The 20,755-nt window shown below is 67.8% G+C and carries 24 protein-coding genes; 8 read left to right on the forward strand and 16 right to left on the reverse strand.

The genetic code is table 11. The features are described 5' to 3' along the window. Positions 1-96 precede the first annotated feature (96 nt). The gene (locus EV580_RS02260) at positions 97-1,179 is read left to right on the forward strand and encodes a GGDEF domain-containing protein (protein ID WP_166654562.1); all 1,083 of its coding nucleotides are present in this window, start codon (positions 97-99) and stop codon (positions 1,177-1,179) included. On the opposite strand, the gene EV580_RS02265 is transcribed toward EV580_RS02260, so the two are convergent. Genes EV580_RS02265 through ruvC form a run of 4 tightly spaced genes read right to left on the reverse strand, consistent with a single transcriptional unit; the run spans position 1,172 to position 3,775 of the window. Next, positions 1,172-1,555 carry a DUF1304 domain-containing protein gene (locus EV580_RS02265; RefSeq protein ID WP_133689531.1) on the reverse strand — a complete coding sequence of 128 codons (384 nt, stop codon included), beginning with the start codon at positions 1,553-1,555 and terminating at the stop codon, positions 1,172-1,174. The two genes, EV580_RS02260 and EV580_RS02265, sit on opposite strands and share 8 nt — an antisense overlap. Positions 1,556-1,566: 11 nt before the next feature. Next, on the reverse strand, positions 1,567-2,634 hold the full coding sequence (gene ruvB, locus EV580_RS02270; RefSeq protein ID WP_133689532.1) for a Holliday junction branch migration DNA helicase RuvB: 1,068 nt from the start codon (positions 2,632-2,634) through the stop codon (positions 1,567-1,569). Continuing rightward, entirely contained in the window at positions 2,631-3,221 is a 591-nt protein-coding gene (ruvA, locus tag EV580_RS02275; RefSeq protein WP_133689533.1) for a Holliday junction branch migration protein RuvA, read from the reverse strand. Before ruvA ends, ruvB begins: the two co-directional genes overlap by 4 nt. Beyond that, positions 3,218-3,775, reverse strand: coding sequence for a crossover junction endodeoxyribonuclease RuvC (gene ruvC / locus EV580_RS02280; protein WP_133689534.1), 558 nt, complete (start codon positions 3,773-3,775; stop codon positions 3,218-3,220). Before ruvC ends, ruvA begins: the two co-directional genes overlap by 4 nt. A gap of 93 nt (positions 3,776-3,868) precedes the next feature. Between ruvC and EV580_RS02285 the strand changes: the two genes are divergently transcribed. From EV580_RS02285 to EV580_RS02295, 3 genes are all read left to right on the forward strand, one after another. Then, positions 3,869-4,318, forward strand: coding sequence for a cupin domain-containing protein (locus EV580_RS02285; protein WP_133689535.1), 450 nt, complete (start codon positions 3,869-3,871; stop codon positions 4,316-4,318). Further along, positions 4,315-4,911 carry a TetR/AcrR family transcriptional regulator gene (locus tag EV580_RS02290; RefSeq protein WP_133689536.1) on the forward strand — a complete coding sequence of 199 codons (597 nt, stop codon included), beginning with the start codon at positions 4,315-4,317 and terminating at the stop codon, positions 4,909-4,911. The genes EV580_RS02285 and EV580_RS02290 overlap by 4 nt, the downstream gene beginning before the upstream one ends. A gap of 88 nt (positions 4,912-4,999) precedes the next feature. After that, entirely contained in the window at positions 5,000-5,260 is a 261-nt protein-coding gene (locus tag EV580_RS02295; RefSeq protein WP_133689537.1) for a hypothetical protein, read from the forward strand. Here the strand turns inward: EV580_RS02295 and EV580_RS02300 are convergent, their stop codons facing one another. Beyond that, complete coding sequence (locus tag EV580_RS02300) at positions 5,261-5,575, reverse strand: hypothetical protein (protein ID WP_133689538.1); 315 nt, start codon at positions 5,573-5,575, stop codon at positions 5,261-5,263. It lies immediately after the preceding gene. Between the two features lie 24 nt (positions 5,576-5,599). Between EV580_RS02300 and EV580_RS02305 the strand changes: the two genes are divergently transcribed. Continuing rightward, positions 5,600-7,588: a molybdopterin-containing oxidoreductase family protein gene (locus tag EV580_RS02305; protein ID WP_133689539.1), complete on the forward strand. Its 1,989-nt coding sequence runs from the start codon at positions 5,600-5,602 to the stop codon at positions 7,586-7,588. A 1-nt stretch (position 7,589) separates the two neighbouring features. Here EV580_RS02305 and EV580_RS02310 read toward each other — a convergent pair whose 3' ends face one another. Further along, positions 7,590-8,345, reverse strand: a complete 756-nt coding sequence (locus EV580_RS02310) for a YebC/PmpR family DNA-binding transcriptional regulator (protein ID WP_133689540.1) — start codon at positions 8,343-8,345, stop codon at positions 7,590-7,592. Between the two features lie 81 nt (positions 8,346-8,426). Further along, the gene (locus EV580_RS02315) at positions 8,427-9,023 is read right to left on the reverse strand and encodes a TetR/AcrR family transcriptional regulator (RefSeq protein ID WP_183506761.1); all 597 of its coding nucleotides are present in this window, start codon (positions 9,021-9,023) and stop codon (positions 8,427-8,429) included. 63 nt (positions 9,024-9,086) lie between these two features. On the opposite strand from EV580_RS02315, the gene EV580_RS02320 reads away from it, so the two are divergent. Next, positions 9,087-10,814: a CocE/NonD family hydrolase gene (locus EV580_RS02320; protein WP_133689541.1), complete on the forward strand. Its 1,728-nt coding sequence runs from the start codon at positions 9,087-9,089 to the stop codon at positions 10,812-10,814. On the opposite strand, the gene EV580_RS02325 is transcribed toward EV580_RS02320, so the two are convergent. Continuing rightward, on the reverse strand, positions 10,797-11,963 hold the full coding sequence (locus tag EV580_RS02325) for a cytochrome P450 (RefSeq protein ID WP_133689542.1): 1,167 nt from the start codon (positions 11,961-11,963) through the stop codon (positions 10,797-10,799). The genes EV580_RS02320 and EV580_RS02325 overlap by 18 nt on opposite strands. A gap of 88 nt (positions 11,964-12,051) precedes the next feature. Here EV580_RS02325 and EV580_RS02330 point away from each other — a divergent pair, with 88 nt between their 5' ends. Both EV580_RS02330 and EV580_RS02335 read left to right on the forward strand, forming a co-directional pair. Continuing rightward, positions 12,052-12,432 carry a carboxymuconolactone decarboxylase family protein gene (locus EV580_RS02330; RefSeq protein WP_133689543.1) on the forward strand — a complete coding sequence of 127 codons (381 nt, stop codon included), beginning with the start codon at positions 12,052-12,054 and terminating at the stop codon, positions 12,430-12,432. Positions 12,433-12,434: 2 nt separating this feature from the next. Further along, positions 12,435-13,331 carry an NAD(P)-dependent oxidoreductase gene (locus EV580_RS02335; protein WP_133690985.1) on the forward strand — a complete coding sequence of 299 codons (897 nt, stop codon included), beginning with the start codon at positions 12,435-12,437 and terminating at the stop codon, positions 13,329-13,331. A gap of 256 nt (positions 13,332-13,587) precedes the next feature. Here the strand turns inward: EV580_RS02335 and EV580_RS02340 are convergent, their stop codons facing one another. The 8 genes from EV580_RS02340 to EV580_RS02370 all read right to left on the reverse strand — a co-directional run bounded on the left by EV580_RS02340 (position 13,588) and on the right by EV580_RS02370 (position 20,755). Further along, positions 13,588-14,865 (reverse strand): hypothetical protein, encoded by a 1,278-nt coding sequence (locus EV580_RS02340; protein WP_133689544.1) that lies wholly within the window; start codon positions 14,863-14,865, stop codon positions 13,588-13,590. After that, positions 14,862-15,182, reverse strand: a complete 321-nt coding sequence (locus EV580_RS02345) for a cupredoxin domain-containing protein (protein WP_255525534.1) — start codon at positions 15,180-15,182, stop codon at positions 14,862-14,864. Before EV580_RS02345 ends, EV580_RS02340 begins: the two co-directional genes overlap by 4 nt. 32 nt (positions 15,183-15,214) lie before the next feature. Further along, positions 15,215-15,367: a hypothetical protein gene (locus EV580_RS33580; protein WP_166654563.1), complete on the reverse strand. Its 153-nt coding sequence runs from the start codon at positions 15,365-15,367 to the stop codon at positions 15,215-15,217. Then, the gene (locus tag EV580_RS02350) at positions 15,364-17,199 is read right to left on the reverse strand and encodes a hypothetical protein (protein ID WP_133689545.1); all 1,836 of its coding nucleotides are present in this window, start codon (positions 17,197-17,199) and stop codon (positions 15,364-15,366) included. The genes EV580_RS33580 and EV580_RS02350 overlap by 4 nt, the downstream gene beginning before the upstream one ends. Positions 17,200-17,303: 104 nt before the next feature. Beyond that, positions 17,304-17,897: a pyridoxal 5'-phosphate synthase glutaminase subunit PdxT gene (gene pdxT, locus EV580_RS02355; RefSeq protein ID WP_166654564.1), complete on the reverse strand. Its 594-nt coding sequence runs from the start codon at positions 17,895-17,897 to the stop codon at positions 17,304-17,306. Then, positions 17,894-18,736: an acyl-CoA thioesterase II gene (tesB, locus tag EV580_RS02360; RefSeq protein ID WP_133689546.1), complete on the reverse strand. Its 843-nt coding sequence runs from the start codon at positions 18,734-18,736 to the stop codon at positions 17,894-17,896. The genes pdxT and tesB overlap by 4 nt, the downstream gene beginning before the upstream one ends. Before the next feature lie 3 nt (positions 18,737-18,739). Next, positions 18,740-19,588, reverse strand: coding sequence for a pyridoxal 5'-phosphate synthase lyase subunit PdxS (gene pdxS / locus EV580_RS02365; RefSeq protein ID WP_255525532.1), 849 nt, complete (start codon positions 19,586-19,588; stop codon positions 18,740-18,742). A 129-nt stretch (positions 19,589-19,717) separates the two neighbouring features. Next, positions 19,718-20,755 carry an NUDIX hydrolase gene (locus tag EV580_RS02370; RefSeq protein WP_133689548.1) on the reverse strand — a complete coding sequence of 346 codons (1,038 nt, stop codon included), beginning with the start codon at positions 20,753-20,755 and terminating at the stop codon, positions 19,718-19,720.

Below are 20,755 nucleotides of genomic sequence, written 5' to 3' on the forward strand. Positions count from 1 at the left end.
GCCCAAGACCGGAGCAAGTACTATTGCGGCTCAGACTTGCAGCTCCTGGGGGCCGGCTGTGGGCGGTTGCGGGAGCAGATGCACAAGGACGTGGGCATGGCGGCGTGGATCCGCCGCTGGTGGAAACAGCCCGGCCAGTACGACTGGATGTCCGAATATCTCGCCGCGCGCCATCTGCAGCGCTTCAGCCGAATCCTCATCGCGTCGGTCGTCATCATCCTCGGCGTGGTGCCGCTGGTGATGCTGTTCAGCCCGTCGGGTCCGCAGGGTGACGTCCACCGGACTGCTGCGATCGTGATGTCAGTGCTGTCTTTCGCAGGGGCGTCCAGCTGGCTGATCGGCTGGCCGAGCCGCCGTCAATCCGCGCTGTTCGCCATCGGCGCCAACGCCGGTGTGACGGTTGCCGTCGTGATTGCCGGGACCCCCGCGACCGGCTTGTTGGCGTGCGCGACCTTTGCACCGATCGCCGGCTACGTCGGTTTGTACCACTCCAGCCGGTTGTTGGCGGCGACGCTTCTCAATGCCATCATCGCCACTGTTTTCGCCGGGGTACGGATCGCTGAGGCCGGCGATCCCGCGATGGCTGTCGGCCATGTGCTGGGCGTGGTGATCGCCGTGCTCGCGGTCCCGTTCGGAAGCCAATTACTCCTGCATCTGCTGACCCTCGACGCGAGGATGTCGGACACCGACCCGCTGACCGGGCTGCGCAACCGCCGTGGCTACGACCAAGCCGTACTGCAGCTGATCGCCGAAGCACGCGGGTCCCAGTCCCAGTGGCTGGCAGTGACACTCATCGACCTGGACAGGTTCAAGCAGATCAACGACACCCACGGCCACGCCTACGGTGACGCCGTTCTGATCGCGGTGGCCGATAACCTGCGCCGCACCAGCGCCATGAATTCGGTGGTCGCGAGGCTCGGCGGGGAGGAGTTTCTGATCGCCGAACTGGCGCCGCCGGGCGACCCCGGCGCCAGCGCGGAGCGGCTGCGTGAAGCTGTCGCCGCAACCCCGGGCGGGGTGACAGCCAGCGTCGGGATGACGGCGGCCGCGCTGACCGACCTCGACGCCAAGGACGTGGCCACCACGATCTCGGAGTTGGTGGACACCGCCGACGCGGCGATGTACCAAGCCAAACGAGCGGGCGGCAATCAGGTCCGCTACCGCATCACCGTCAGATGAGCGCGATCACCAGCAGCACCACCGCGACCAACGGGAAGGCTCCCTGAGTCACCGCCGCGCGGGCCTTGTCCGGCGCGGATGCCAGCAGTACGACGGCCGCCGCCAGCATGGAACCGACACCGGCGAACACCAGGGCCGCGCCGATGGCCATGCAGCCCTGCACAATTGCGACGATTCCGACGACGCTGATGATCGCGAGGAACAGGTTGTAGAAGCCCTGGTTCAGGGCCATCAGCTTGGTGGTCTCGGCTTCCTCGGCGGTGGTGCCGAACACCGCACGGGTGCGCGGCGTCGTCCAGGTCAGCGACTCCATCGTGAAGATGTAGACGTGCAGCAGCGCGGCGAGGCCGGCGAATATCAGCGCGGCGATGACCATCGGGGCTCCCATCACTCGAAAAGGCCGGACTGACCGAGCCCGCTGGCCCGCGGCGGTGGAACCATGCCGAGGTGGGTCCAGGCTAACGGCGTCGCGACCCGTCCGCGGGGAGTCCGCGCGATCATGCCCGCGCGCACCAGGAACGGCTCGCAGACCTCTTCGACGGTGGTGGCTTCCTCCCCCACCGCGACAGCCAGTGTGGAGACCCCGACCGGTCCGCCGCCGAAACTCTTGGTCAACGCCGTGAGCACCGCGCGGTCAAGGCGGTCGAGCCCGAGTTCGTCGACGTCGTAGACCGCCAGTGCCGCCTTGGCGATGTCTCGGGTGATCACGCCGTCGGCGCGCACCTCGGCGTAGTCGCGCACGCGCCGCAACAACCGGTTGGCGATACGCGGGGTGCCCCGCGACCGGCGGGCGATCTCCGCACCGGCCTCGGCGCCGACCTCGATGCCCAGGATGCCGCCCGAGCGGGCCAGCACGCGCTCCAATTCGGCGGGCTCGTAGAAGTCCATGTGCGCGGTGAACCCGAAGCGGTCGCGCAGCGGCCCGGTCAGCGCGCCCGACCGGGTGGTGGCACCGACCAGGGTGAACGGTGCCACCTCGAGCGGAATCGATGTCGCCCCAGGGCCTTTGCCGACGACGACGTCGACCCGGAAGTCCTCCATCGCCAGGTACAGCATCTCTTCGGCGGGCCGCGCGATGCGATGGATCTCGTCGATGAACAGCACATCGCCCTCGACGAGGTTGGACAGCATCGCGGCCAGATCGCCGGCCCGCTCCAGTGCCGGTCCGGAGGTGACGCGCAGCGACGAGCCGAGTTCGGCGGCGATGATCATCGCCAGCGAGGTCTTACCCAGCCCGGGCGGGCCGGACAGCAGGATGTGATCCGGTGTGCCGCCGCGGTTCTTGGCGCCTTCGAGCACCAGCTGCAGCTGTTCGCGAACGCGTGGCTGGCCGATGAATTCGCGCAGCGACCGCGGGCGCAGGCTGGCGTCGATGTCGCCTTCGCCGACGGTCAGCGCCGGTGAGACGTCGCGTTCGAAGTCGTCGTCCTCGCCGTCCCCGTCGAACCTGCTCATTTCTTACCCAGCATCGACAACGCCGCCCGCAGCGCGCTCTGCGTGGACGCATCTGGATCACCGGCGAGCACCTTGTCGGTGGCTTCCTCGGCCTGCTTGGCCGCAAAGCCAAGTCCGACAAGGGCTTCCACGACCGGCGCGCGCACCGCATGCCCGGTTGCCGCGGCCACACCCGCGCCACCGGCGACCGCACCGATCTTGTCACGCAATTCCAGCACCATCCGCTCGGCACCACGCTTGCCGATCCCTGGCACCCGCGTCAAGGCCGTGACATCGCCGTCGGCGAGCGCCTGGCGCAGCGCGTTCGCGTCGTACACGGCCAGCGTCGCCAGCGCGATCTTCGGGCCGACCCCCGATACGCCGAGCAGGGTGGTGAACAGGTCGCGGGCGTCGGACTCGGCGAAACCGTAGAGCGTCTGGGAATCCTCGCGCACGATCATCGCGGTGATCAGCCGGGCTTCGGTGCCGCGCCGCAGCGTCGCCAACGTCGACGGGGTGGTCATGATCTTGTAGCCGACGCCGGCCGCCTCGATGACGACGTGGTCCAGTGCGATGTCGAGGACTTCCCCGCGTACCGAGGCGATCACGCGCGGGCCGCCTTCAGCCGGGCCTGATATGCCCGCTTCTGCTCGGCGGCCATCTTCTCGGCCTGCGCCATGCGGGCGATCATCGGGGCGCGCCAGCAGTGGCAGATCGCCAGGGCCAGTGCGTCGGCGGCGTCGGCCGGTGTCGGCTTCTGCTGCAACTGCAGGATCCGGGTGACCATCGTGGTGACCTGCGCCTTGTCCGCCCGGCCGTTGCCGGTGACGGCGGCTTTCACCTCGCTGGGGGTGTGGAAATGTACGTCGATATCGCGGCGGGCCGCCGACAGGGCGATCACTCCCGCCGCCTGGGCGGTGCCCATCGCGGTGTTGGCGTTCTGGTTGGCGAACACGCGCTCGATTGCGATCACATCGGGCAGGTGGGTGTCCATCCAGTGGTCGACGGTGTCGCTGATCGTCATCAACCGGCGCTGCAGTGGCTCGTCGGCCGGGGTGCGCACCACGTCGACATCAAGAGCGATGACCTGGCGACCGCCCCGGCTCTCGATCATCGAGAGACCGCAGCGCGTCAACCCTGGGTCGACTCCCATCACCCGCACTGATCACCTCTTTGACTACGAACAGTTGTTCGATCACAGTAGCGGGCCGCGCAGACAGGAGCCATCAGGACACGCGGTGGCTATCGTCAGTTCATGGGCGGCCCCGACGCATTCCATCCCGACCTGTCCGACAGCCTGCCGCCGGGTCACCGGGTGCACCACGTCAAGGCGGGCGATCTGGACGGCGGCACCTCCCAGACCGGCGGGATGCAGCGGTTCGCCGCGATCAGCGGCCGCAGTGTGGGCTCGGAAAAACTCTGGATGGGCGAGACGCACGTGAGTCCGGGCGTGGCGTCGGCGAATCACCACCACGGCGACTCGGAGACCGCGATTTTCGTGCGTAGCGGCCACCCCGAGTTCGTCTTCCACGACGGCGTGGCCGAAGTGCGCATCAGTACCGGGCCGGGCGACTACATCTTCGTGCCGCCCAATCTGCCGCACCGCGAAGAGAATCCGGATCCCGACGTGCCGGCCGTCGTCGTGATCGCCCGCAGCACCCAGGAAGCGATCGTCGTCAATCTGGATCGGCTGTACCCGCTGTGAGCGTCGAGGACATCACCGCCGTACCCAAACCCGGCCGCCCGCGCAGCGAGCAGTCCCGCGCGGCGGTGGTACGGGCGACGTCAGAACTGTTGCACGAGATCGGGTTACGGGCGATGACCACCGAACAGATCGCGGCCCGCAGCGGGTCGAGCAAGGCGACCATCTACAAGTGGTGGCCCAACAAGTACGCGGTCGCCGTCGATGCGTTCTTCTCGCAGATGCAGGCCGACTCCCCCGATCCCGACACCGGCTCGGCCCGGGGAGATTTCACGGTGTGGCTGCGCGGGTTGTGCCACTTCTACACGGGCCCGAGCGGGCGAGTCTTCGCGCAGTTGGTCGGTGAGGCCCAGTTCGATCCCGAGGTATCCGCCGAGTTGCGCGAGGGGCTCGTCCGGTCACGACGCGCGGTGCTCGAAACGGTGTGGGATCGCGGGGTGGCCCGCGGCGAACTGCGCGCCGACGTCGACCGCGACGTCGCGATCGACCTGATCATCGGGCCGGCGCTCTACCGGCTGATCACGGGCCGCGGCGCTCTGGACGACGCCACCGCCGACGCCATCGTCGACACCGCCCTGCGCGGCCTGTCGCGGTGAGAGAACTCACCAGCAGACGGGACTAATCGGGCGTCTGCCAGCGTTTTTAATTTCGAAACTGTACGTTCAGTTTCGAAGGAGAACACTCATGAAGGCGAACACTCGCATCGTCGCCGGACTGCTTGCCGGCGGTGTCGCCATGGCCATTGCCGCCGCCCCCGTCGCCGCCGCGGCCGGCGACCCGCATCTGGTCTGTACCGCTGTCAGCGACGGCAACACCGCGTGCGAAACACCGGGCAACGCCCAGCTGACGTCATCCCCGCCGGACGTCCCCTACCCGAGCCTGTATCCGTTCCTGTTCGGTGGCGGACTGATCTTCCACGACGGCGGCGGTCACGGAATGCGCTGATCAGGTCTCGGTGGTGAATTGGGTCAACGCGCCGTCCTGGGCTGCGCGAGCCAGCTCCTCCACGCGCTGACCGGAGCGCTTCCAGCCCCGCACCTGCTCGCTGCCCACTTTGGTGCCGTCGCGTTTGATGTCGATGGTCCACGCCGCACCAAGCCACTTCGACAGCAGCCAGAACGGCCACAGCAGCATGAAGGGCAGAACGATCAGGAAGATCAGGGCGTCGAGGGTGGCGAATCCGGTCTCCCACGGGATCGTCTTCCACCACCAGCGACGCACCGACCACCTGATCCCGTCGGGGTCGATAACCTCGGCCATCCCCGCAGCGTACGGTTCTCTTCCATGGTCACGGGCGATACCCGCGTTGTGCGAAGTTTCTGCCGGGTCTGCACATCGGTGTGCGGCATCCTGGTCGAGCTCGACGGCGAGCGCGTGCTGGCTGTGCACGGCGACGGCGAGCATCCGTTCTCCAAGGGCTACACCTGCCCCAAAGGCCGTGCGCTCCCCCAGATTCACCATCACCCCGATCGCCTCGAGCGGCCGATGCTGCGCGTCGACGGGCGCCTGACCGAAACCAGTTGGGAGACATGCCTGGACGACCTCGGCGCCCGGCTGCGCGCCATCATCGCCGAGCATGGACCCGCCGCGGTCGCGATCAACTTCGGCACCGGGGTCGGGATGGACGCCGTCGGCTACCGCACGGCCGAGGCGCTGCACCGCGCGATCGGCACACCGGCGAAGTTCAGTCCACTCACGATCGACGGTACCGCCAAGGTCCTGGTCGCGGAATTGATGGGCGGCTCGTCGGGGCTGACCGGACGCCCGGACTACGCAAACGCCGATCTGGTCGTTTTGCTCGGCAGTAATCCTGTTGTCTCCCATGGCCATACCGTCGGCATGCCCAATCCCCGCGGCCTGTTCCGCGACATCGCCAAACGGGCACAGCTCTGGGTCGTCGACCCCCGCCGCACCGAGACCGCACGACTGGCGACCCGCCACCTGGCACCGCGACCGGGCACCGACTATGCGGTGCTGGGCTTCCTGGTCCGCGAAATCCTGCGCGACGGCGCCGACACGGACGTTCCCGTCCAAGACCTGGACATCCTGGCGGCTGCCGTCGAACCGTTCACCGCAGAACATGCCGCCGCGCTCGCCGACGTCGAGCAGACCGATCTCGAGGACCTGCTGGCCGCGGTCCGCAAGGCCGGACACCTCGCGATCGACAGCGGCACCGGGATCACGATGTCAGCGAGTGCCAATGTGACACAGTGGTTTTCGTGGGCTCTCCTGATCTTGACGGGCTCGATGAACACCCCCGGCGGGATGTGGTTCCACCCGGGCTTCGGCTACCAGCTCGAACTGTTCGAGCTGCCGATCGCCCCGCCCGAGGGCAAGTCGAGACCAGGCCCGCGCAGCCGCCCGGAGACGCGGGCGTTCATGCGGGAATGGCCGTGCGCCACACTGGCCGACGAGATCGAGGCGGGCAACATCCGCGCGCTGATCAACCTCGGCGGCAACCTGCTCACCGGATTTCCGGCGGCCGACACACTGCGCGCGGCACTGCCCAAGCTCGAAGTCCTCGCCACGGCCGAGATTCTGCCCAACGAGACGACGGCCGCGTCCACCCACGTCCTCCCCACGAAGGGTCAACTCGAGCGGCCCGACGTCACGCTGTGGGATTTCATGAGCACCCGAATCTCGTCCCAGCACACGCCCGCGATCACCGGCCCGGTGGGCGAGCGCCGCTCGATGTGGTGGGTGCTCGCCGAGATCGGCAGGCAACTGGGCCACGACATCGCCGACACGACGATGGGCGACGAGCAGATGCTGGCCAAGCTCAACGCCGGTGGCCGCACCGGCTATGACGAACTGGTGGCGACCGGCTGGACCGAGGCCGAGCGCGAGCTTCCCGCACCGTGGGTGACGCGCCATGTCGAGCGTCTCGGCGGCTGGCGACTCGCTCCCCAGGTACTGGTCGACCAGCTGCACGGCCTGCGCCACAGCATCGGCCCGGTGTTGGTGCCGCGCCGCCAATTACGAAGACTCAACACCCAATTGGAGTTCCTCGGCGAGCTGCCCGAGATCATCGTGAGTCCCACGGACGCAACCGCCGCCGGTATCGCCGACAACCAGACGGTGGTGGTGCGCACCGAACACGGTGAGCTCACCGGTATCGCGAAACTGGACCCGTCGGTGCGCTCGGGGGTGGTGTCGGTGCCGCACGGTCACGTCGGCGCGAACGTCAACGTCCTGACGTCCAAGGACGACTTGGATCCCCCGACGGGGATGACGCGCTACTCAGGGGTGCCGGTCAGCCTGCATCCGGCCTAGGTCAGTCGTCCTCGAGCTGCGCCAGGACCTCGTCGGAGATGTCGGCGTTGGTGTAGACGTCCTGCACGTCGTCGCTGTCCTCCAGCGCGTCGACCAGCTTCATGATCTTGCGGGCACCGTCGGCATCCAGCGGGACCGTCACCGACGCCTGGAACCCGGCCTCGGCGGAGTCGTAGTCGATGCCGGCGTCCACCAGTGCGGTGCGCACCGCGACCAGATCGGTGGGCTCGGAGATGACCTCGAAGCTGTCGCCGAGATCGTTGACCTCCTCGGCGCCGGCGTCCAGAACCGCCAGCAGGACGTCGTCCTCGGACAGGTCGTTCTTCTCCAACGTGACCACGCCCTTGCGGGAGAACAGGTAGGCCACCGAACCGGGGTCGGCCATATTGCCGCCGTTTCGGGTCATCGCGACCCGGACCTCACCGGCAGCCCGGTTGCGGTTGTCGGTCAGGCACTCGATGAGCACCGCGACGCCATTGGGGCCGTAACCCTCGTAGGTGATGTTCTGCCAGTCGGCGCCACCGGCTTCCTCGCCGCCGCCGCGCTTGCGGGCCCGCTCGATGTTGTCGTTGGGCACCGAGGACTTTTTGGCCTTCTGGATGGCGTCGTAGAGGGTCGGGTTACCAGCCGGGTCGCCGCCGCCGACGCGTGCTGCGACCTCGATGTTCTTGATGAGCTTGGCGAACATCTTGCCGCGCTTGGCGTCGATGGCGGCCTTCTTGTGCTTGGTGGTAGCCCACTTGGAATGGCCGCTCATCGGGTTCTTCTCCGTACTTTCCGTCCTGGCGTAACCCGACGAGTCTACTGGCCCGCGCGCTGCACTCTCGACGCTCGCCGTCTAACTCAAGTCGCCGTCGACGTAGCGCTGTAGGTTCGGCGCGACGGCCGCGACGATCTCGTCCTCGCCCATCGACGCCAGCGGCTCGATGTTCCAGATGTAGCGCATCATCGCCAGCCCCATGATCTGAGACGAGATCAGCCCGCTGCGTTTGAGGCGATCGGCCTCGTCGACGCCCAGCTGCGACACGCCCATCAACTGGCCCTCGACGACTCGGCGCAGCTTCTCCCGGGTGCTCGGCTCGTGCGCGGCGGTCTGCAATACCGACCGCAGGATCGGCCCGATCTCGTCGTCGGCCCACGCGCTCAGCATCAGCCGCAGGAGCGCGGCCCCGAGCTGCGGAACCGGCGTCGTCCACGTCGTCGCGACGTTCTCCAGCCAGCGCTGCGGCGGATTGGTCGCCGCGTCGAGGAGGCGGTCCTTGGAACTGAAGTAGTGATAGACCAGGGCCGGATCGACGTCGGCGGCACGCGCCACCGCTCTGATCGTGGTGCCCGCCGAGCCGTGCTGGGCGAATTCGCCCCGCGCGGCATCCAGGATCCTGGCCGCCAGCACCCCCTTCTCGTCGCGGGGTCCCGGCGTCGTGGTCTTCGGCACGGTGACGACCCTACCAAAAGTTTCTCGTTGCGTTGAGACTAGTTTCATCGTAGCGTGAAACTCATGACGACCGAACGCCAGCTCAACGGGCCGCAGACCACGGGACGCGAGTACCGCAACCTCAGCGCGCCGGAGCACGGCATGACCACCGAGATCAACGTCGCCGTCCCCATGCGCGACGGCATCCCCCTGCTCGCCGACGTGCACAGACCCGACGGCCCCGGAGCTGAGGGGGCGCGCTTCCCCGCCCTGATCGCCGCATCGCCGTACCCCCGGCAGATCCAGGACCTCGGCGCCCCGGCCGGGTTCATCGAGGCCGGCGCGACCGACTTCTGGGTGCCCCGCGGCTACGGGCACGTCATCGCCAACCTGCGCGGCACGGGCGGCTCCGGCGGCACCTTCAATTTCTTCGACGCCCAGGAACGCCGCGACATGTACGACCTCGTCGAGTGGGTGGCCGCCCAGCCGTGGTGCGACGGCAACGTCGGGATGATCGGCATCAGTTATTTCGCGATGACTCAACTGGAAGCCGCCGTCGAGCGTCCGCCACATCTGAAGGCCATTTTCCCGGTGGCTGTCACCGCCGACCTGTACGAGGCCGCGGTGCATCACGGGTTGTTCTCCTCGTCGTTCGTGACGCCGTTCCTGTCGATGCTGGGCCTGACCGCCGCCCGCACCGACAAGTTCTGGCGCAGCCGCCCCCTGGGCCTGGCCCGCTGGGTGCTCAACACCAAGCCGCTGCACCACAAGTTCGCCACCATGAACGGCGAGGCGGCCGTCACGATGATGCGCGGCCTGCTGAAGCTGCCGCACGACCCGCAGCCCTGGGATGACCTGTGGCTCGACGCGGCGGTGCGCCACCCCGTCCGCGACGGATGGTGGGATGAACGCAATCTGCTGCCGCTTCTCGAAAAGATCGACATTCCAGTCTATTTGGGCTGCGATTGGCAGAACGTCCCGCTGCACCTGCCCTCGACGTTCACCGCGTTCGCCGGGCTGACCAGCAGTCCCGCGGTGCGGATGGGCATGCTCGGCCAGTATGGCCTGACGTGGCCGTGGGAGAGCCTGCACGTCGAAGCCCTTGCCTGGTACGACCATTGGCTCAAGGGCCGCGACACCGGCATCCTCGACGGCCCCGCCGTCCGCTACGTCTTGCCTGGGGCCGACGAGTGGCGCACCTCGGATTCGTGGCCACCGGCCGGCACCCATCGTGAACTCGCGCTGCGTGCCGACGGCGGCCTCGACGCCGACGAAGGTACTTCTGGTGCACGGGAATTCATGGTGCTCGGCGCCGGCCTCGGCCGGGCCAAGCCCAGTGAGATCGATCCCCCGCCGTCACTGACCTGGACGAGTCAGCCACTGTCCGAGGCGCTCGACGTTGTCGGCGACGCCGAATTGCGCCTGCTGGCCAGTACCACCGCCACCGATACCGCGTGGATCGTCACACTGAGCGATGTCGCCCCGGACGGCACCAGCGAGGCGGTCACCGCCGGGTGGCTGCGCGCCAGCTTGCGCGAAGTCGACGAGGCGAACAGCCGCCCCGGCGCGCCGGTGCTGCCGTGCCGTCACCCGGTCGCGGTGCCCGTCGGCGAGGACGTGGAGTACCGAATTCCACTGGTGGCCAACGCCCGCCGATTCGCGGCCGGCCATCGCATCCAGGTCACCATCACGAGCGACGACCAGGATCCCGGCACCCCCGCGATCATGAACTTCCGCCACGCCAGCGTGGGAGCCAGCAGCATCAACACCGTCCGCTCGGCGTCGCGACTGCTGCTACCCGTTCTGAACTGAACCGAAGACGAGCGGCAGTTTCGGCAAGGCCAGTGAGGCGGCCGGCCACTCGACCACAGCGTCGAACCCGGGCGCCACCTCGAACTCGGGGATGCGACGCAGCCACTCGGTGAGAACGAGTTTCAGCTCGAGGCGGGCCAGGTTCGAGCCCAGGCACCGATGCGGACCGCCACCAAATCCCCAGTGCCGGTGCAGTTTACCGTCCATCACCAGCTCGTCGACTGAAATGGCGTCGCTGCCGTCGCGGTTGATCGCGGCCAGCGGTAGCCGTACTTTCGCACCCGCGGGCAGCGTCACTCCCGCGATCGTCACCGGCCGGGTGGTCACCCGCGGAATCATCGGGGCCGGTGATTCCAGCCTCAGCAGTTCCTCGATGAACACCGGGATCTGGTCGGGGTCGGCGCACAGCTGCCGCCGTGCCTCCGGATGGCGGGCCAGCATCAGCAGCGCCGAGCCGATCGCCGAGGTGACGGTGTCCAGCCCAGCCAGGATGAAGACGTAGCCCAGCCCGAGCGCCTCTCCGTCGTCGAGCGGGTCGGGCCCGGTGAGCACCCCCGAGAGGACGTCGTCGCCGGGATTGCCGCGGTGCTCGGCGATCGCCTCGGTCAGGTAGGTGGCCAGTTCGATCGCCGGTGTCAGGTCGGCGTCGTCGAGGTTCTGCGCCATCCCGATGTCGATGATCGCGTCCTTCCAGGCCACCAGACGGTCGCGGTCGGCCAGCGGCAGGCCGAACAAGGTCAGGAAGACCTGTGAGGGATACGGAATCGCGAGCTCCTGCACCACTTCACAGCCGTCCTTCGCGGCGATGTCGTCGATGACGTCGATCGCCTGCTGCTGCAACGACGGGAGCATCGCACCGAGGGTCTGCATGCTGAAGTACGGGTGCAGAATGCGGCGGAATCGGGTGTGCTCGGGCGGGTCGAACGCGATCGGGACCATCGGCAGCGGACTGGCCAGCCCGTCGAAGGCCGCCTTCGACGAGTAGACGTCGGTGTTGCGCAACGCCTCGAGGACGTCGTCGCGGCGGGTGAGCGTGTAGAAGCCGTCACCCTCGATCAACGGACCGGCTTCGCGCAGCATCGCCCAGCCGGCGCCCCGGTCGGCGGCCATCGGCAGGTCGGCGAAGTCCAGCCGCGGAATCGTGGTCATCGGGCCTTTGTAGTACGCGGCCAGCGGATAAGTCAATGACTCAAGTCAGTGAAAGTGGCGTTGCGGGCGCAATGCGATCATGAACGGCATGGACAAGGCGACATACGACAAGGGACGACAGATCCGCGCCGCGGTGCTCGGCGAGGAGTACGTCGCCAACGCCGAGCGGCAGGCCGACGACTTCAGCAGGCCGCTGCAGGACCTCCTCACCGAGTACTGCTGGGGTGCGGTGTGGGGCCGCGAGGAGCTGCCGCTGAAGACCCGCAGCATGCTGAACCTGGCGATGATCTCGGTGCTGAACCGCCCGCACGAGCTGAAGACGCATGTGCGTGGAGCACTGACCAACGGGGTCACCCGCGAGGAGATCCGCGAGGTGCTACTGCAGGTCGCGATCTACGCAGGCGCGCCCGCCGGTGTCGACGGCTTCCGCGTCGCGCGCGAGGTCTTCGCCGAACTCGATGCCCAGTGACCATGGAGATCGGGTTCATCGGCCTTGGCAATATGGGCTTTTCCATGGCTGCCCGTCTGATTGATGCCGGTCACCCGGTGATCGTCTTCGACACCCGTCCTGAGGTCGTCGCGTCGGCCGTCGCACTGGGTGCCCAGGCGGCCTCGTCGCCACGCGACGTCGCCGACCGCAGTGAGACCGTGCTGGCGAGCCTGCCGTCGGTGCAGGCCTCCCGCGACGTCGCCACCGGCCCCGACGGAGTGATCGAGGGGCAACGGGTCAAGCGGTTCATCGACCTGTCCACCGTCGGCAGCACCGCCGCACAACAGATCCAGGCTCAGCTGGCCCAGCGCGGGATCGCGATGCTCGACAGCCCGGTCAGCGGCGGTGTCGGCGGTGCGACGAAAGGCAAGCTGGCGCTGATGGTTTCGGGACCGCGCGACGAGTTCGACCTCGTCCAGCCGGTGCTGGCGCAGCTGGGTACACCGTTCTTCGTCGACACCAAATCCGGTGCCGGCCAGACGATGAAACTGGTGAACAACCTCCTTGCCGCCACCGCGTTGGCGACCACCTGCGAGGTGGTCGTGATGGGCGTCAAGGCCGGTCTGGACCCGTCGGTGATGATCGACGTGATCAATGCCGGATCGGGTGCGACCAACGCGAGTCGGGACAAGTTCCCGAATTCGATTCTGCCGCGCAGCTTCGACTACGGATTCGCCACCGGCCTGATGGTCAAGGATGTCCGGCTGTATCTGGAAGAGGCCGCTGCACTGGGCCTGCCCACCGAGGTGGCCGCAGCAGTCGGACGGCTGTGGGAGACAGTGATGGACGAGGAAGGTCCCGACTCGGATTTCACGTCGGCGATCAAACCCCTCGAGCAGGCTGCCGGTGTCATCGTGGATGGGCGGAATCGAAGCTAGAGCGCGCGCCACCAACTGATCGGGCGTTCCACGGACGAGGAGCTCTGCCAGGCCGGGCGCCACAGGCCCTGCGTCGATTTCCCGGACTGGCTTCCCAGTAGTCGATGGACGCGGCAACTCAACCAGCCCAGTGACATCATCACGACCTCCTAGTGCCGCGCCGCGTGCCGAGATATCGAGTATGGGCACGGGCATTGGCCATGGTGGGTCTGCCCAGATTGACGTTGTCTAAACGTCGGACGACGAATTGGCGCTGCTAGCCGCCGAAAAGCAGATACAACCCGGTAAAGGTGTAGGCCACCATGGTCAGCATCATCACCAGCTGCCCGGTGATCTGGTGGCCGGACGGCAGCAGCCGAATCGCGCTGTCGTGCGCGGCGATCACACCCGCGATATGCCCGGCCACCACGAAACACACCTTCAGAGTGGCCAATACCGAGGGGTGAGCCGACAGCAGATAGTTCACCTCGAGCCCTGGGATGCCCAGCAGCGCGATCACGGTCTGCTGACCCTTCTCGACGAGGTACGAAAGATAGTGCGCGAACACGTATCCGATGACGATCGGGATCAGTGAATGCGCCATCAGCCCGGGCAGCTCGCGGCGGCGCGCACGGTCCACCCCGCCGACGGCCTGCGCGGCCGTCCAGAAGCTCAGCGCCACCACCAGAACGAACACCAGCAGCCCGACACTGCGCGTAACCGCCGGATTCACGGCAAGACCGTCGGCGAAATTGCGCCAGTCCGGACTCGCCGAGAAGCTGTCGAACGCCGTGGATCCGAGCAGAACAGCCAGCACCGCAACGGTTCCCGGTCGCACCGGCAGTGTCAGCAGATGATTGAACGGATTGACCAGCGTGACCAGACCGCTGTCACGACTGCGGCCGAACACCGCGAGCCGCGACGCCACCACGCTGTACACCTCGAACGGATCGGCCCGAGCCAGCCAGCGCTGTCCGCACAGCAGCGTGCCGCCGAGCGTGATCACCACGTAGCAGGCCAGCCAGATCTTGATGGCCCGCAACGATCCCGGGTCCGGGCTGGCCAGTTCCAGCCAGACGAATGCCAGTAGACCCGCCGCGCCGGGCCAGTAGCCCAGCGCATCCGGATAGCGCCGGGACGCACGCACGGGCACCGGCCGCATGACGGTGCGCAGCGGCGAAAGAAGCCGCCAGACCGGGCCGATCAGCACCGAGAGGGCAGGCACCCCGACCCACAGCAGCACGTAGAAAGCGCCAGGCAGCGCGTTGCCGGCAGTCTGCGGACCGAACAGCCCGACGGTGACAACCCACACCGCCAGCGCCAGCCCCAGGCCGCGCACCACCCACCGGGTGACCGGTGAATCGACGACCGCACCGACCCAGCCCGGCACCGGGCGGCCCGGCCGGTCAGGGTCGAAACGCGGTTTCCGCCAGGCGAATACCACCACGGCAAAGGTGAGCGTCAGCGCCCAGGCTGCACCGATGAGCGCGTAGGCGTACGGGATCGGCAGATCGGTGGAGCCGCCGAGGCCGTGCGCCAGGACCGCGACCGTCACGGCTGGACTTGGATGGTGGCCACCGTCCGGTCGAGGTGGTGCAGTTCGACCGCGACGCTGCCGGGAACGTCGACGGTGAACGAGAACTCTTGCTCGGGTTTGGCCACGACCTCGAATTCGTGGTCCGGGGTGGAGTGCACGTGCAACTCGTCGTCGGTATCGCTGTTGACCCGCAACGTGATCGGCTGGCCCACCTTCGCGGTCAGTGTCGCGTTGGTGGGTGTCACCGAGCCGTGGGCGATGGTGATCTCGACGACCGGTCCGGCCGCCTGCGGCACCGGCGGTTTGGTCGACCCACACGCCACCGCGGCGGTCATCATCGCAGTGGCCGCAATAATGTTGGACACCTTCACTTTTCGTCTCTTTCGGAATCGGCGTCGACGTCGCCGCGGCGACGATCGCGGATTGCTATGAACAACACCACGCCGACGAGGATGACGGCAGGCGTCAGCGCGGGCAGCGCCAGCACCAGAGCGTGGTGGGCACCGTATGTGACGGTCACACCTGCGGCCCCACCGGTTCGTCGAGGCGGGCGGGCTCCTCCTCGGTGCGGTTGATCCGGCCGCCGCCCCACGTCAGCGCCGCGATCAGGATGAGCGTGCAGATCAGCACCACCACTCCCCCCGCGGCGAACAGCCAGGTCGGGTGGTTGAGGTTGCGTTCGCGCTGCAGGATCTGGATCTCCGGAACGAACGGCCGGGTACTCGTCAGTTCCGCGGGCACCGCCTCGGCGTTGATTCCCGGATCGGCAGGCAGGTAGATCGGCACGCCGGCCATCGTGGTGCCGTCCTGCACCCGCAACAGGGTCTTCCACGAACCCCAGATCGGGACCGGGCGGGTCGACCGATAGTGGCCCGGCCCGACGCGTTCGAGCCGGTCGATGACCAGGCCGCGATCGTTCGCCAAGCCACCCTGCCAGGACAGGATCGTCACCCATTCGGGGTCTCCGCTGACCAGGTCCGGCGGATTGATGCGCACGTCAGCGTTGGCCATCCGCTGTCCGGGCGGGCTGGGCAGGTCGGTCAATGCGATTGTGGCCGTGCTGGATTGGGGCACCTCGACGCGCAATCCGTTGGCAACGGCCCCGCCGATGGCCAGTACCGTCACCACGACGACGGTGATGCCGATCGCGGGCCGTGGCAGCCGCTGACCGTTGAGGACCATCGACAACAGGGCGCCGCACAGGCCCATCATCACCGCGACGGGCACCGCCATGGTCAGGGCTTCGCCCCACATACTCGTCGGCCACGGGTAGTGGTAGACCGCCCCGATCCACAGCGACTCCAGCCACAAACCGAGGGTTCCGACGGCCAGGCCGGCGACTGCGCCAAAGACGATGGGCCGCTTGGCCAGCGGGGTGAGGGCAACGATTTCGACCACCAGCGCGGCACCCAGGTACAGCGGGAACCAGCTGTTGGGCCCACCGAGGATCGGGCCGACCACCAGTGCCACACCGCCGCGCAGCGCGATCGCCAGGATCGCGGCGATGATGGCCGCGCCACGGCCGAGCGTCAGCCGGGCCGCAACCAGCGCCATCGCGGCCGCCACGCCGATCATCATCGGCTGCAACACCAGCCGGAACTGTTCGACCCCGAAGTCGTACTCGATCTGGAATACCGACAGCCCGACCACCAGGCCGCCGAACGACAGGTACTGGAGAAACTTCACGAACCGGGTGTCGGGCGGGGCGTCGGATCCCATTGCGCGACGGCCCTCGTACTCGAGGTACAGCACCGCGACCAAGGACAGACCGGCACCGCCGATCAGCATCAAGTGCGTGGGCCCCCAGAGGGTGACGTCTTGGCCGAAGATCCGGTGCCAGACATCGTCGAGCGGGAAGCCGATCAGCGCGTAGAGACCGCAACCGGCCATCAGCACACCACCGACCGGGGCATACCAGTGCCGGGTGATCCGGACGGCGGCCGACCCGGGCTTGTCATACGGCAGCACGACCGCCAGCACGCCGGCAATGAACAGCAGGAACAGCCCGAACAAGATGAAGTAGTGCGCGGGGTTGGCCAGCGGCCCTGCATCGCGGCCCTTGCCGATGTGCAGGCTGACATCCCAGATGAACCCGAACAGCGCGCAGATCAGCGTCGCGGAGAACAGCATGATGCTGACCGCCACCCACGGCGGCCTCTTGAACTTGGCACCCGCGCGCTCGGCGGTGCCGGCCAGCCAGGTGATGCGTTTGGCGCGGTGCTGATAGCCGATCCACAGCAGCACCGCGGTGACCACCGCCGCCACGATGGACAGGCCGATCACCTGGTCCAGTGCCGCACCACCGCCCTCGGACGTCGCCGCCAGAACCGTCGTACTGAGCCCACCACTCATCGTTGATTCGCTCCGTGGTCGAAGAGTTACCGGTCAGGGAATGACCCTATTCGCCGGAATAGATACCCGGTACCGCCGGTTCCGAATCGAAATTTTCGCGCGAGTTAATCCCGGCCGGTGACGATCTCCACGAACAGCTTGTGCACCCGCCGATCCCCGGTCATCTCGGGGTGGAACGCGGTGGCCAGCACCCGGCCCTGCCGCACCGCCACGATGTGGTCGCCGGCGCGCGCCAACACCTGCACAGCCGGCCCGACCCGCTCGACCCACGGCGCACGGATGAACACCGCATGCGCGGGACCATCCAGGCCCTCGAAGTCGATGTCGCCCTCGAAGGAATCCACCTGACGCCCAAAAGCGTTGCGCCGCACCGTCATATCGATACCGCCCAACGGCACCGCCTCACGGCCCGGCGCACCGGCGTCGAGGATCTCGGAGGCCAGCAGGATCATCCCCGCACACGAACCGTAGGCCGGCATCCCGTCGGCCAGGCGCTCCCTCAGCGGCTCCAGCAGGTCGAATTCACGTAGCAGGTGGCTCATCGTGGTGGATTCGCCGCCCGGGATGACCAGGGCGTCCACCGTGTCGAGTTCGCTGCGGCGACGCACCGTGCCCGCCTGTGCACCGGCCTCCTGCAGGGCCGCCAGGTGCTCACGGGTGTCGCCCTGCAGAGCCAGCACGCCCACCCGCACGCTCACGAGCCGGTGTATCCGCGCTTGTAGCGCGTCAGCCCCTCCTGCATGACGGCCGCAACCATCTCGCCGTACCGGTTGAAGATCCGGCCCTGGGTCAGCGAGCGGCCGCCGCACGCCGACGGTGAGGACTGGTCGTAGAGCAGCCACTCGTCGGCCCGGAACGGCCGCATGAACCACATGGCGTGATCCAGTGAGGCGATGTTGAGGTGCTTGCGTTCCTCGGGATGCGTGACCTGCGCCGAGCCGAGCAGCGTGAGGTCGCTCATATAGGCCAGCGCGCAGATGTGCAGCACGTGGTCGTCGGGCAGCGGGTCCTTGTGCTTGAACCAGACCTGCTGTTGCGACGCCTTGCCCGGCAGCCGGGCCACCTGGTCGCGCGGGACGATGCGGACGTCCCATTCGGCGAACTGGGAGAAGCCCGCGTCGTCGAACACGCCACCCTTGGAGATGAACCCGGGCAGGTCGTCGGGCGGCGGCGCGGCCGGCATTTCGTCCTGGTGCTCGATACCGCTCTGATCACTCTGGAACGACGCCGACATCGAGAAGATGGTCTCGCCGTGCTGGATCGCGTTGACCCGCCGGGTGACGAACGAACCGCCGTCACGCAGCCGCTCCACGGTGTACACCGCGGGGGCGGTGGCGTCACCGGGCCGCAGGAAGTAGCCGTGCAGCGAGTGCACCTGGAATGCGGGATCCACGGTGCGCACCGCCGACACCAGGGACTGGCCGGCCACGTGGCCACCGAATGTCCGCTGCAGGAAACCGGATTCGGGGCTGAAGACCGCACCCCGATAGATGTTGACCTCGAGTTGCTCGAGATCGAGGATCTCTTCGATCGCCACGCGTTACCAGCCGCGCTGGGCCAGTCGGTGCGGCTCCGCGATCTCCTCGACGTTGATTCCGACCATGGCCTCACCCAGTCCACGCGACACCCGTGCCAAGACATCGGGATCGTCGAAGAAGGTGGTGGCCTTGACGATGGCGGCGGCCCGCACGGCGGGGTCGCCGGACTTGAAAATGCCGGAACCGACGAACACGCCTTCCGCGCCGAGCTGCATCATCATCGCGGCGTCGGCCGGGGTGGCGATACCGCCGGCGGTGAACAATGTCACCGGCAGCTTGCCCGCCCTGGCGACTTCCACAACCAGGTCATAGGGCGCCTGCATGTCCTTGGCGGCGACGTACAGCTCATCTTCCGACAGCGACGACAACCGCCGGATCTCCGCGCCGATGGATCGCATGTGAGTGGTGGCGTTGGAGACGTCGCCGGTGCCGGCCTCACCCTTGGAGCGGATCATCGCCGCGCCCTCGGTGATGCGGCGCAGTGCCTCGCCCAGATTGGTCGCGCCGCAGACGAACGGGACGGTGAACTTCCACTTGTCGATGTGGTGGGTGTAGTCGGCCGGCGTCAGCACCTCGGACTCGTCGATGTAATCGACACCGAGGCTCTGCAGGATCTGCGCCTCGACGAAGTGCCCGATGCGGGCCTTGGCCATCACCGGGATGGTGACCGCCGAGATGATGCCCTCGATCATGTCGGGGTCGCTCATCCGCGATACGCCGCCCTGGGCGCGGATATCAGCGGGGACGCGCTCGAGCGCCATGACGGCCACCGCACCGGCGCCCTCGGCGATCCGCGCCTGCTCGGGGGTGACGACGTCCATGATGACGCCGCCCTTGAGCATCTCCGCCATGCCGCGCTTGACCCGAGCGGTACCGGTCTGCGCGGGGCTGCCCGAGCCGTTGGTATCCACTGTCAGTCCCTTCGTTTGATACGGATCCAGTGTAAAGGGCGGACCCAAACTGAATAATTCCGCTGTTCGTCAGCGGATCGGGTGTAATTCCGTGTCCGGCCCGCCACGTCCGTCGGCCAGCAGATTCGCCTCCTCGAGCAGTTCCCCCAGCTGCAGCGGATACACCGTCTGCCCGCCCGCGGCCAGCTGCTCGATCGTCGCGGAATCACACCACCGGTGGCCGTGAATGTACCGCAGCTCCAACTGGGTGCGCCCGGCCGCGGTCGGTTCGAACCGGGCCGTGCGGTGCACGAAGTAGAACTCCTGGCTGGACACCACGGTGCCGTTGAAGTCGATCAGCGAATCACGGCGCCAGACCGGGCCGACCATCTGGACCGGGTCCACCCGCAGCCCGGTCTCCTCGGCGATCTCACGGACGGCGGCGTCGACCAGCCGCTCCCCCGGTAATGCCTGCCCGCCGACGGTGAACCACCAGCGCGGTGCCACACCGGTCGTGACAGCTGGATCGGATCCGCAGAACAGCAGCACCGCGCCCCGGTCATCGAGCAGCACGACGCGCGCCGACGTGCGGCGGTCGACCTGCTCGACGGCTCCCGACGGCGCGGTGTCCGCGCGTTCGGCGATCTCGAAGTAACTTGGCAGCGGAGCGGTACCGGCCAGCCGCAGCCACCGGACCGGGCGCCGTTCCCGCAGCGCCAGGGTGTCGCGCACGGCATCGTTGTGGAACCGCCGGGCCAGCAGCACTCGGGCTTCGGCGTCGGCGAGCTCGGCGACCAGCGATACCGGCATCGATGTCGGGTCGACGGTCGCCAGGGCCGCCGACAGCTCGTTCTCGGCGGCTTCACGGCCGGAGCGGGGCGCGCGTTCGGCAGCGTCAGCCAGTGTGGCGAGGCGCTTGCCCTCGGGCCGTCCGCGGTAGGTGTCTGCGGCTACCGCGCGGGCGACCACCGCCCGGCGGGCCAGCGCGCCGTCGAGTGCCTGCCAGGACAGGTCGTAGCGGATGTGCAGCCGGTCCAGCCGGCTGGCGGTCTGCAGGGCCAGCAGCGCGCTGACGACCAACACCAGGATCAGCAGTGCGGTCAGCGTCCAATACAACCCCGGCGCCAT

This window comes from Mycobacterium sp. BK086 (genome assembly GCA_004362315.1).
Lineage (GTDB): Bacteria > Actinomycetota > Actinomycetes > Mycobacteriales > Mycobacteriaceae > Mycobacterium.